The organism is Methyloceanibacter sp., assembly GCF_050726195.1.
Lineage (GTDB): Bacteria > Pseudomonadota > Alphaproteobacteria > Rhizobiales > Methyloligellaceae > Methyloceanibacter.
The window spans coordinates 30,001-41,622 of sequence record NZ_JBOHJC010000016.1 but is presented as its reverse complement, the minus strand read 5'-3'; the positions used below and the strand labels follow the sequence as shown (position 1 = coordinate 41,622).

Sequence of the window (11,622 nt, the reverse complement as noted above, 5' to 3'; positions counted from 1 at the left end):
CTAGCCCAAAGATCCAGGACGCCTAGCGCCGGAACCGAAGACAAGGCAGCAAGAAAAAGAACGTTGTTAAAGACTGCGTGGCCGATCCGGCCTTTCCGGCGCAAAGCGCGCCGGGGCGAACGCAGCCTTGAACGAGTACCAGGGAGCGAAGACTGCGGCTAGAAGCGGCCGCCAATTCAGGTGGACATATGAGGCAAGGACAACAGAATCGCAGGGGCCGTGGCCGCGGTGGCCGTAAGCCCCAAAACCCATTGGCGCGGAACTACGAGTCGAACGGACCCGACGTGAAGATCCGCGGGACGGCGGCGCATATCGCCGAGAAATACATGTCGCTCGCCCGCGACGCGCTGGCTTCCGGCGACATGGTGACAGCCGAGAGCTATCTCCAGCATGCCGAGCACTACAACCGCATCATCATGGCGGCGCAGACGCAGCTCGGCCCGCAGGGCACTCAAATGGGTGACAACGCCAATGGCGGCGGCCGGCAGAATCGCTGGCATTCGGATCCCGACGAGGACGGCCCAGAGGCCGAGACGGCGGAGGTTGGCGGCCAGGGCGGCGGTAGCCAGGACCGCGAGCGCCACGCGGGCAATCGCGAGCATCATCCCGGCGGCCATGACCGGGGCCGGGGACGCCATGGCGGCAACGGAGCCGACGCGACGCAGGATGCCAACGGCGGCGAGCCGGCCGAAGCCGAGACCGCCGACGAAAGCGAGAAAGCTCCCGACCAGGTGAGCTAGGGGTTCAGGTTTCTTGAGCCAATCTTGTCATCGTCCGACTTGATCGGATGATCCAGTAATCGATGCAGTGCGAGATTGCGAGGCCGGTGGCTACTCGCGAGCGCGTCCCCTTGTCAATGCGGAAAGATTCGAGCCCGCGATGCAGCCACTGGCCCACGCCGTGTCAATCTGGCTGTAGGAGATAAAGGCGCCTTTCCTGTATCCGCAAGTCACGGGGCAGCTGCAACTAACGGTTCAGTAAGGCGCTGGCGCTGTAGGCTGTAAGAGATAAAGGCGCGGTATTTGAACTTAACTTCCGACATGAGCCTTCGCTACTGCGCGTGTTGCTACTTCGCTGAACCGGCGTTCGCGTCGTCAGCGATTTGGAGCCGGGTGACTCTTGATAAATTTCCCGAGTTCAGTCAGATTGCACTGCATAACCGACACGTTGCAGATTTTGTAGAATGTGAAGCCTCGATCCTCTCGCCAGGTTGCGTTGGTGGGGTCCGCCGCCACCAAGCGACCGGCAATCTCAAGGGCAGCTTGATAGCGCTTCAGAGCCCCGTTCGTATCATTTTGGGCCTTGAGCACGTCGCCGATCTTGTGGTGTGAAACGAAAACGTCCCGCTCCCACTGGAGGTTCGTTGCATCGCTTTGGCCTAGTCGCACCCTAATGACGTAGCTTTCTTGATACGCTTGCAGCGCCGCATCAAGATTGCCTTGGGCCTTCTGCACGTCTCCAACCTTCTCATACGATACGGACACGTCGCGCTGCCATTCGGTATTCGCGGCGTCCGCCTTGCTGAGGGCGTCGGAAATCGCGGAACTCTCTTGGTAGGCCTGCAGCGCCGCATCGAGGTCACCTTCTGCCTTACGCACGTCGCCGACCTTCTCCAGGGCTACGGAAATGTCGCGCTGCCATCCGGTGTTGCCCGGATCGGCTTTAGCCATGGCTCGGGAAATGGATAGGCTGTCTTGATAAGCCTCAACGGCTCCAGACAGATCCTTTTGCAGTTCGAGTATGTTGCCGAACTTCAATAGATCGACGGAATGGTTGCGTTGCCAGGTGGTATTGTCAGGATCGGCCTCGACCAAACGCTCGCCAATGTCGAGGGCGGCTCGGTAGGAACTGAGGGCTTCGGTGAGATTGCCTTGCGCGGCAAGTACGTTGCCGATCTTCTCGTACGATGCCCCGAGTCCCTCTTGCAACTTGAGGTCGGTCGGTGCCGTCTTGGCAGCAGGCTCCAGAACCGCCAACGCCTCTCCGTAGGAACTCAGCGCCTCATTGAGCTTTCCCTCCCGCACAAACACATCGCCGATCTTGTTGTTAATTATCCCGAGGTCGTTCTGCGCAAATGGATTGTTGGGCGAGGCCATTTTCGCAATCTCCAGACTCTCCTGATAGGCCTTCAATGCGCCAGGCAGATCCCCTTGCGCTAACGAGACGTCGCCCTTGCCTCCGTGGGCGGCGGAAAGATTCTGCAGCGATTGGGCATCCCCGGGGACAATGTCTGAAAGCTGCTTGGCGATAGCCAACGATTTCTGCGATGCCTCTTGTTGCTTCACGGTGTCGCCCTGAACCGCATAGGTCTTGGCGAACTCATCGAGCATGGTGGCTTGCATGCGCTTAAGTTCCAGATTGCCATCCGAGCTTTTCACGAGCTTGTCGATGACCTGTTCGGCGGTGCCGAGGATCTTGCGCACGGTCTCGGTGCGCATGCCCTCCTGGTAGCGCCTGGGCAATGTCGAAAACGAGGGCGTTGGCGCCCTGCTTGGCCACTGCGAAGTTGCGTTCCGCCTCCGCACGCTGCGCCACGGCCTCGCGGCGGTTGATCTCGGCCCACACGGCGAGGCCGGCGAGCATGATCGCTACGGCCGACAGTCCGGCGATCCAGTTGCGCTGGCGCTTTCGCCGGTCACGTTCGGCGCGGCGGAAGATGTCGTCGGACGAGACGCCAAGGAGGCCGGCGATGACCTTGGCCAGAGCGAGGGACTTGCCGTCGCCGTCCTCGCGGGCGTCGGCGGCGAGCAACTCCACCGGCCTCTTGGTAATGCGGCCTTTGGAGTCGAGCTTGAACTTCAGCGAGGGCGGGAAGCATTCGAGGTCAGGGTTGCCAGGCTTGCCGTGCACGATCAGCGGGATCACCGGGCGCTCGGGATGCCGCGTCTTGAACAGGCGGATTTCTTCTGTGACGTAGGCGCTTCTTGTGGCGTCCGGCGAGCAGATGACGATCAGCGCGGCGGAGGCGTCGAGCGCGGCCAGAGTCTGGTCACTGAGGGAGTGGCCGGCGGTGAAGTCGTCGCGGTCACGGAAGATGGGCCGCAAATTCTTCGGCACCGGCCCGCGCGGCGTCTCGCGTCCCACGAGGTCCTTGTCGACGCGGAAGGCTTCGAGCCCGCGATGCAGCCACTTGGCCCACGCCGTGTCGGCATGACTGTAGGAGATAAAGGCGCGGTATTTGAACGTGGCGGGTTCAGCCATGCTGCCTCCGGCCCCCTCGGACTGCTCACCGCTCCTTGGCCCGATTATCCGCGACCCGCGGCGGCCTCGCAACTAACGGTTCAGTAACGGAACAGAATCGGCTCCCCCTCGCCGGGTGAGGGGCCATCGGGTTTGCGCTCTCTCAAATCGGGGCCCCTTTTGGTGCGGGAAATAGGGCGCTATATGTCCGTTAACGGGCCTTGGCGTATGAGGCCCGTGACCGGCTCCCGCCACCGCAACCGCACCGTCCGGCCCGCCCTCACACTGGCCGCTACCCTCGAGGGAAGATCATGGATTTCGAGAAGCTTTCCGACCGCGTCAAAGGATTCCTCCAGGCGGCGCAGACCATCGCCGTGCGCGAAGGCAACCCGCAGATCACGCCCGAGCATTTCCTCAAGGCGCTGCTCGACGACCCGGAGGGGCTCGCGGCGGGGCTGATCTCGCGCGCCGGCGGCGATGCCAAGCAGGCGCTCAAGCGGACCGACGCTTCACTCGCAAAGCTGCCCAAGGTGTCGGGCTCTGGCGCGACCCAGCCGCATATGACGCCGGCGCTCAGCCGCGTGCTCGACCAGGCCGAGCAGATGGCGACCAAGGCCGGCGACAGCTTCGTCACCGTGGAGCGCGCGCTGCAAGCGCTCACCATGACGAAAGAGGGCGAGACCTGGAGCATCCTCAAGGACGCCGGTGTCACGCCGCAAAGCCTCAACGCCGCGATCAACGAATTGCGCAAGGGCCGCACCGCCGATAGCGCCGGCGCCGAGCAGCAATACGATGCGCTGAAGAAATACACGCGCGACTTCACCGAGGCTGCGGCCAAGGGCGAGCTCGATCCCGTCATCGGCCGCGACGAGGAGATCCGCCGCACGATTCAAGTGCTGTCGCGCCGCACCAAGAACAACCCCGTGCTGATCGGCGAGCCCGGCGTCGGCAAGACCGCCATTGTTGAGGGGCTGGCGCACCGCATCGTCAAGGGTGACGTGCCGGAGAGCCTCAAGGACAAGAAGGTACTCTCGCTCGACATGGGCGCGCTGATCGCCGGCGCCAAATATCGCGGCGAGTTCGAGGAGCGGCTGAAGGCCGTGCTCAACGAGATCGAGGCGAGCCAAGGCCAGATCATCCTGTTCATCGACGAGATGCACACGCTGGTCGGCGCCGGCAAGGCGGAAGGCGCGATGGACGCCTCGAACCTGCTGAAGCCCGCGCTCGCCCGCGGCAAGCTGCACTGCGTCGGCGCCACCACCCTCGACGAATACCGCAAGCATGTGGAGAAGGACGCAGCGCTGGCGCGGCGCTTCCAGCCGGTCTACGTGGCCGAGCCGACGGTCGAGGACACCATCTCCATCCTGCGCGGCCTGAAGGAGAAATACGAGCTGCATCACGGCGTGCGCATCTCCGACGCGGCGCTGGTCACCGCCGCCACGTTGTCCAACCGCTACATCACCGACCGCTTCCTGCCGGACAAGGCGATCGACCTGGTCGACGAGGCGGCGAGCCGCCTGCGCATGCAGGTCGACTCAAAGCCGGAGGAGCTCGACGAGCTCGACCGGCGCCTGATGCAGCTCAAGATCGAGCGCGAGGCGCTGAAGAAGGAGACCGACAGCGCCTCCAAGGACCGGCTGCAGCGGCTCGAGAAGGAGATCGTCAATCTCGAGGAGGAGGCGAACGCGCTCAGCGCCCGCTGGCAGGAGGAGAAGGCGAAGCTTGGCGCCGCGCAGAAGCTCAAGGAGCAGCTTGACACGGCCCGCAACGAACTGGAGCAGGCGCAGCGCAAGGGCGACCTGGCGAAAGCCGGCGAGCTCGCCTATGGCGTGATCCCGGAGCTCGAGGCCAAGCTGAAAAAGATCGAGGAGGAGGAGTCGGCCTCAGGCGCGCTGGCGCAGGAAGTGGTGACCCCGGACCTCATCGCCCAGGTGGTGTCGCGCTGGACCGGCATCCCGGTCGACAAGATGCTGGAAGGCGAGCGCGAGAAGCTGCTGCAGATGGAAACGCAGATCGCCAAGCGGGTGGTCGGCCAGGCTGAGGCGGTGCAAGCCGTGTCCACCGCGGTCCGCCGCAGCCGCGCCGGCCTGCAAGACCCCAACCGCCCGCTCGGCTCATTCATGTTCTTGGGGCCGACCGGCGTCGGCAAGACGGAGCTTGCCCGCGCGCTCGCCGAGTTCCTGTTCGACGACGAGCACGCCATGATCCGCATCGACATGAGCGAGTTCATGGAGAAGCACGCGGTCGCCCGGCTGATCGGCGCGCCGCCCGGCTATGTCGGCTACGAGGAGGGCGGCCTCCTCACCGAGGCGGTGCGCCGGCGCCCCTATCAGGTCATCCTGTTCGACGAGATCGAGAAGGCGCACCCCGACGTGTTCAACGTGCTACTCCAGGTGCTCGACGACGGCCGGCTGACCGACGGCCAGGGCCGCACCGTCGACTTCCGCAACACCTTGATCATCATGACCTCCAATCTCGGCTCCGAATATCTCGTCAACCAGAAGGAGGGCGAGGACTCAGATGCCGTGCGCGAGGAGGTGATGGAGGTGGTGCGCGGCCATTTCCGGCCCGAGTTCTTGAACCGGGTCGACGAGATCATCCTGTTCCATCGGCTGCGGCGCGAGCACATGGCGAACATCGTCGATATCCAGATGCGGCGGCTCTCAAAGCTCCTCGCCGAGCGCAAGATCGCGCTCGACCTCGACGGGTCGGCGCGCGAATGGCTCGCCGCCAAGGGCTACGACCCGGCCTATGGCGCGCGGCCGCTGAAGCGCGTGATCCAGAAATATGTGCAGGACCCGCTCGCCGAGATGATCCTCGAAGGCAAGATCCACGACGGCGAGAGCGTGCGCATCACCGCCGGCAAGGACGGGCTGATGTTCAACGGCGCGGCGGCGGGCAGGGCCCAGGCGGCTTAAGGGTCAGGGCTGAATACGCGGCCTTGGCCGAACCCTGGCTAGTACTTCTTCATAGATGCGATTTTCACCGGGCATTGTGATTGTAACGGCCAACCCGAACGGTACAGGCTCATCGACCGGTACGCCGCGATCTAATTCACGCTGCACCGACAAGACGGTGACAGCACCGCGTGGTATGGCTGGAGCGCGGTCCCCTTCCCATCGGCGATGAATTACCGTTCCTCTTGCTGATTGGTTTGCATCGGGTTGACGTCTAGCGGTCGAAATTCGCAGGGCATCAAGTTCAGTGGGGTCGAGCAGCCGCAGCCGCACTGTCCTGTAGGTCTGTTGCCCGGGCCTAATTGGCGTGAACCAGGCGAGCGTAGCTGACATCGAATGAATTCGGGCCTGACCTGTGAGGCAGACCGGGATGGGGACTCTAATTTCCTTGAGTTCCTCGCGGCCCAACTCTCCAACGGCCCAAAAAGTCGCTCGATCGGCAGCGCAGGCCACTGCATCATCAGGGTCAACTGAGCCGTATCCGAAAAAGCGACGTATATTGTCGCGCTGACGAACGTGCTCGCGAGAGTCAGCCGGTCCGAGAACCTCGCGGATGAGTTCGGCACCATCCGCCGGCCATGCAGCCGGGTGAACCATGAGTGCCTTGAGTAGAACTGCTCTTTGAATTTCAGCCAATTGCAGGAATGGAGCCCCGTATGCGGCTTGAAGAGCATCGTGAATACGATGGGCCGTTCGCGAAGCGATTGCTGCCGCGGCGCTTGTCCCTCCAGTATATCCTTCAGCGTTGCCCAGTGGGCTAGGGGCCGCAGTCTTGATTCCCGCGATGCGAGTTGCCGCAGTTGGCCTTACATCTATTCCCCCACCAGTTCGCATAACTATCAGGCGCTCCCGAGAACCCTCAAAAAGAACGTCTGGTTTGACACTGGTCTGAAAGCCCGGACCGAGTGCGCTTGAACAGTTGGAAAATGAAACTGCGGGGAAGGGATCAATAACTGCACCAGCTGCTCCTCTATTCGCAGGCGGAACGGAGTCATGATGCAGTGCGCCAATTGTTAGGCCATTGACCGTCTCGCCGGGGGAAAGCAATCGGCGCTGCGCCAAATTCATGCCCAAACCATCAACTACTGCGCGAGAACGCACATCGTCTTCAGCATCCTCGAACTCCGCTCGTCCGTTAAAATGGCGAACTAAGAACGGGGCGTCGTGATTACCTGCACTGACTACAAACAAGATTCCGAACTGAATAGCCATACGATCCAGTAAGCGGGCCCACGCCGAAATTTGGTGATCAAACGGCTTCCGCCGATTCCCCAATGAGACGTTCACGATTAGCACCTTCGGCGCGTTGGGCTCGTGTCCGAAACGCAGGTTGAGGATCGACTGGTAAACGAGATCAACGATCAGCCGGTCTGGGGGGAACTCCTCAGTGTTTCCGGAAAGAACCGGGTGTGACGAAAATTCGCCGAGGAAGACTTGGCCCCGCAAGGTTGCGATCACCATGAACAATGATCGACGCCATGGCTGTGCCATGGAATCGCTGAGATACCTCTGTAATTGGCTCAAGACCAAACAGATCGTCTACTATTAGTCGATTGGCCAACAATGGATGCTGCGCTACTGGAACGCCATCGAGAAGAGCAAGGATCGGCTCATCCAAATCTGGAGCGGCTTCGACGGGGAGAACATCCGTTAGGTCAGCAATTTCCAGTTTGCTGGCTAGACTCTGCGGTCTAATGAACATGACCGGCTCGACCGAGGCCAAGCTAGCCGGCCTTCGGGCAAGTAGCTCCTGGACTTCGGCGGCAGGCAAATCGACAAGCAATGCATGATATGCGATGTCGGCTATGCGTGAACGCGAAACAATGACACCAGCCCTTAAGTTCAAATCGCGCCGAAGCTGATCTTCAGCTGCACCTGCTACCGCTTCATCCTGCCGAAACACTAACTCCAATTCTAGACGGATAGCTGCTTGCGCACCGGTTCGCACCAGCTCTTCGTTGATGTGGTCGGCGTCTAGGGTACTGAGCCGATCTTGTGGACCCCATGGCCTCAGGTCCCGTAACAGGCCGAAGAGGTCTCGCCACGAGGCAAAGCCATAACCAAGTTCTTCGCCACGCAACCAGCGAGCCCAGAGACTAAGAATCTGCGTAAGTGCACCGGAATTTGGAACCATAAGGTACAACACCGGCTCGCTGTCTTCTTCTTCGGCCTCAAGTTCCTCCTCGCCGATAAACTCTAGGCCTTGGATACGCGATGCCGCGCGAATGAAGTTTTGGATGCTTCCCTTAACCTCGAAAACAAGCAGCCGCTCGGGAGCGATACCAGCAGGGTCCGAAACTAGTTCCACTCGTCCTTCAGGACTCGCCATCAGCTGGCGCAGGCGAGTGAATTGAGGGCCGAAACGCTGGCGCTGCTGATTGCGAGAGTAGGGCTCAGGACGTGGAATCGCCCTTCGACCGTGAAGACGTCGGGCGGCCGGTTCGCCTGGAGCGAGTTGAAGTAGTGGCTTTGTAGGGTCGCTGGGCATTACCCCCCGTCGGCTTAACGCGTTCGGCCCAATGAGCGAGCTCGAGCCTTAGTAGATCATCAATGGCCAATTCGCCCATAGCGAGTATATAGCGTCTGCGCAATTGCAAACAAAATTCCTCGGCTTCTGCATAGCTGACAGGGCCTAGCGATCTGGCGATCCTGGATGCTCTGGCTTTTGGTCTTTCGGACCAATCCTGCATGCGCTTTTCGATAAAGTTAGCAACTTCGCCCAGACGGGGAGCTGGAAAGCCCAATCGGAGTTGAAAACGACGCCACACAGCACGGTCTAAGAGTTCTGAGTGATTCGTTGCCGCAATGACGATTACGTAGCTCGGAAGTTGATCGATTTGCATCAAAAGGAAGGCGACAACGCGCTTAATCTCGCCTGTTTCATGTGGGTCGCCGCGCTCTTTGCCGATGGAATCGAACTCGTCAAAAAAAAGAACGCATGGAGTGGTTCGGACATAATCAAAAAGCCGTCGAAGTCGGGCGCTTGTTTCACCTAGATAGCTCCCGATTAAGGTGTCGTAACGGACCACGAAGAAGGGCAGTGCCAACGCTTCTGCAATGGCTTCTGCAAAAGATGTCTTCCCATTTCCCGGAGGGCCGGAGAGGAGAACACGATGGCGAGGCTCCATGCCGTGGGCACGCAGCACATCTGACCTCATGTGTTCTTCGGTAAGTTCAAGCCCCTGCTCACGTACTGATCCGGGCAATACCAAATCGTCGAGCCTTATTCTTGGCTCAAGCAAAAGCACGGCATCTCGCGCACCTACTTCGCCAATGGTACGTGAGTTGGACACTTGAGGCTGTGATGATAAAGCCTCAGCGGCCCTTCTCAGCCGGTCAGCCAGCACGTGATGGCTCTTCTTCCGCTCATCGGCAACTAGTGCGTCAACCGTTTTACGCAGCATCTCGTGATCGCCTGCTCCGCCGGCCCGGATCAGAGATAGTAGGAGGTCGCTGCGCGCCATGTGCAAAACTTAAGCTGGATTGATGACTGCTGGAAAGGCTAGACGAATTAAGCCCCATTGTCTTCTCAGCGCTTTCGCATATCCCCGCTCCTTACATGGGGAACTCGCCTCTCTCCAATGTCAACGAGCTTGAATGCTACGAGACCTGACCACCTATTCCCGCCATCAAAAGCTGCATTAGACTCCGCACACCTTGCTCTTCTGACCGGGCATCTTGGCGAGGCGTTGCGGGTGCGGGCCGGCGCTATCCACGCCCCCAACACCATCAGGAAAAAAATCCTAGACCTTCGCATCCGCCTCCGCTACACTCCGCTCACCTCGTCCTCTTGAAGGGGCGTTCTCGCGAGGCGTCGTGATTGCGGGACGGGGTGCGGCGCCTGCGGGCCTGGTTTTACGCAAACCAAAGGCCTCCGGGCGGCACCGGGCTACCCCCCGGGGCTAATACGAGCCCCCGGCAAGAGCCATACGACTTGGCCTGTCGCGCGGTTGAGCGCGATGCAAGGCCATTCGAAAGAGGGGTCCGCTGCTGCCGACCAACGCCGCAAATGACATGCGAGTCTAGCGATGCGCTACCGGCCTCTGGCCACCTTGAGCGCATCTGCTTCTCGCGCATGTGGCGCGCCGAAAGGCGCCCGCCGTGTTCAGCGATGGACACGGAGCCATAGGTTTGCGCTTTTCGGCGCGCCGCCCCCTTCGGGGGGAGAGCATGCCTCGCGGTGCCAAGCCGGCGAGAAGCATCGTCATGCCCGGACTTGTTCCGGGCATCCAATGAGGCGTTGCAGCAGACTCACTATTGGATGGCCGGGACGAGCTTGGCCATGACGAAGAAAGGAGAATGCGCGCGCAGCGAAAGCCGCGGGTCGCTTCAGGATCGAATTGTCGGGGAGGGGAGGAGAGAAAGGAGAAGGAAAACTATTCGGTCTGGGCTTGGGCGACTCTGCTGGTGGTGACGGGATCGAGCTCCATGAGGGCCTCGATGCGGCGCCGCTCCTTCTGGAAGGCGGCGAGCTCGCGGCCGGTGAGCTGCAGCCCGCGCGGTACGGCGATGGTCATCGGGTTGACGAATTTGTTGTTGACCAGGACCTCGAAGTGGAGATGCGGGCCGGTCGACATGCCGGTCGAGCCGACGAAGCCGATGATCTGGCCTTGCTTCACATTGGCGCCTGGCTTGGAGCCGGGGGCGAAGCGGGTCATGTGGCCATAGGCGGTGGCAAAGCCGTTGGCGTGGCGGAGCCGGATGTAGTTGCCGTAGCCGCCGTGGCGCTCGGCCATCTCGATGGTGCCGTCGCCAGCGGCGAGGATGGGCGTGCCCATCGGCGCTGCGTAGTCGACGCCGGTATGCATGCGCCAGCGCCGCAGCAGCGGGTGCTTGCGGTCGCCGAAGCCTGAGGTGTAGCGGCCGCCCTTGACGGGGTTGCGCATCAGGAACTTCTTGGCGCTGTTGCCGTGCTCGTCGTAATAGTCGACCGTCTCGTCCGGGGTGCGGAAGCGATAGAATTTGCGGGTGTCGCCGCCGACGCACATCGAGGTGTAGAGCATCTCGCCGACGTCGTCCTCGTCGCCGTCGAAGAACACCTCGAAGGTGTCGCCGGCGCGGGACTTCTGCTTGAAGTCGATGTCGTAAGAGTGGACGCGGAGCAGCTTGAGGATGGTGTCGTCGGGGAGGTGCTGGTCGAGCGCCGCCTTGTAGAAGCTCTGATAGAGGCTGGCGCGGGTCGAGGCCTGCTGGGTGGCGACCTCCTGTGGCGCATGCTCCGATGAGGCGACGTAGTCGCCGTCGCGGTTCCGCGCCGCCGTCACGACGTGGGCGCCGCCCTTGTCGAAGATCGACACGCGCACCGGCTCCATCTGGCCGGTGTCGGAGGGGGCGGGCACGAGGCGGAAGTGGATCTCCTGGCCGGCCTTCAGATCGTCCGGCGCGTAGAGGGGATCGAGGCTGTCGATGATGTCGGTGGCGAGGCTCTGCTCGGTGCCGACCTTGACGAACAGGCCCATCAAGGTGTCGCCCTTGCCGACATTGA

The 11,622-nt window shown here is 61.5% G+C and carries 7 protein-coding genes and 1 pseudogene (1 of these 8 only partly in view); 2 read left to right on the top strand and 6 right to left on the bottom strand.

Annotated features, from left to right (window positions below; genetic code table 11):
- Window positions 1-188: 188 nt before the first annotated feature.
- Window positions 189-479: pseudogene (locus tag ACRECX_RS11910) on the top strand (DUF4167 domain-containing protein); the annotation flags it as partial.
- A 615-nt stretch (window positions 480-1,094) separates the two neighbouring features.
- On the opposite strand, the gene ACRECX_RS11905 reads toward ACRECX_RS11910, so the two are convergent.
- Both ACRECX_RS11905 and ACRECX_RS11900 read right to left on the bottom strand, forming a co-directional pair.
- Window positions 1,095-2,438: a tetratricopeptide repeat protein gene (locus tag ACRECX_RS11905; protein ID WP_431559050.1), complete on the bottom strand. Its 1,344-nt coding sequence runs from the start codon at window positions 2,436-2,438 to the stop codon at window positions 1,095-1,097.
- Window positions 2,347-3,201 (bottom strand): toll/interleukin-1 receptor domain-containing protein, encoded by an 855-nt coding sequence (locus tag ACRECX_RS11900; protein WP_431559049.1) that lies wholly within the window; start codon window positions 3,199-3,201, stop codon window positions 2,347-2,349. The genes ACRECX_RS11905 and ACRECX_RS11900 overlap by 92 nt, the downstream gene beginning before the upstream one ends.
- Before the next feature lie 290 nt (window positions 3,202-3,491).
- Here ACRECX_RS11900 and clpB point away from each other — a divergent pair, with 290 nt between their 5' ends.
- Complete coding sequence (gene clpB, locus ACRECX_RS11895; protein WP_431559048.1) at window positions 3,492-6,098, top strand: ATP-dependent chaperone ClpB; 2,607 nt, start codon at window positions 3,492-3,494, stop codon at window positions 6,096-6,098.
- 3 nt (window positions 6,099-6,101) lie between these two features.
- Here clpB and ACRECX_RS11890 read toward each other — a convergent pair whose 3' ends face one another.
- The 4 genes from ACRECX_RS11890 to ACRECX_RS11875 all read right to left on the bottom strand — a co-directional run.
- Window positions 6,102-7,598, bottom strand: a complete 1,497-nt coding sequence (locus ACRECX_RS11890) for a S8 family serine peptidase (RefSeq protein WP_431559098.1) — start codon at window positions 7,596-7,598, stop codon at window positions 6,102-6,104.
- A complete protein-coding gene (locus ACRECX_RS11885) occupies window positions 7,522-8,445 on the bottom strand; it encodes a hypothetical protein (RefSeq protein WP_431559047.1) in 924 nt (307 codons plus the stop codon). Before ACRECX_RS11885 ends, ACRECX_RS11890 begins: the two co-directional genes overlap by 77 nt.
- Window positions 8,446-8,530: 85 nt before the next feature.
- Window positions 8,531-9,601: an AAA family ATPase gene (locus ACRECX_RS11880; RefSeq protein ID WP_431559046.1), complete on the bottom strand. Its 1,071-nt coding sequence runs from the start codon at window positions 9,599-9,601 to the stop codon at window positions 8,531-8,533.
- Between the two features lie 912 nt (window positions 9,602-10,513).
- Window positions 10,514-11,622 carry the 3' portion of a peptidoglycan DD-metalloendopeptidase family protein gene (locus ACRECX_RS11875; protein WP_431559045.1) on the bottom strand. It continues 913 nt past the right edge of the window, so the window shows 1,109 of its 2,022 coding nt (coding positions 914-2,022); the start codon falls outside the window, past its right edge; its stop codon occupies window positions 10,514-10,516.

Bases quoted from the DNA above. Each gene is read 5' to 3' on its own strand.
- ACRECX_RS11890 (WP_431559098.1), bottom strand. From the start codon at position 7,598: ATGGTGATCGCAACCTTGCGGGGCCAAGTCTTCCTCGGCGAATTTTCG.
- ACRECX_RS11900 (WP_431559049.1), bottom strand. From the start codon at position 3,201: ATGGCTGAACCCGCCACGTTCAAATACCGCGCCTTTATCTCCTACAGT.
- ACRECX_RS11880 (WP_431559046.1), bottom strand. From the start codon at position 9,601: ATGGCGCGCAGCGACCTCCTACTATCTCTGATCCGGGCCGGCGGAGCA.
- clpB (WP_431559048.1), top strand. From the start codon at position 3,492: ATGGATTTCGAGAAGCTTTCCGACCGCGTCAAAGGATTCCTCCAGGCG.
- ACRECX_RS11905 (WP_431559050.1), bottom strand. From the start codon at position 2,438: ATGCGCACCGAGACCGTGCGCAAGATCCTCGGCACCGCCGAACAGGTC.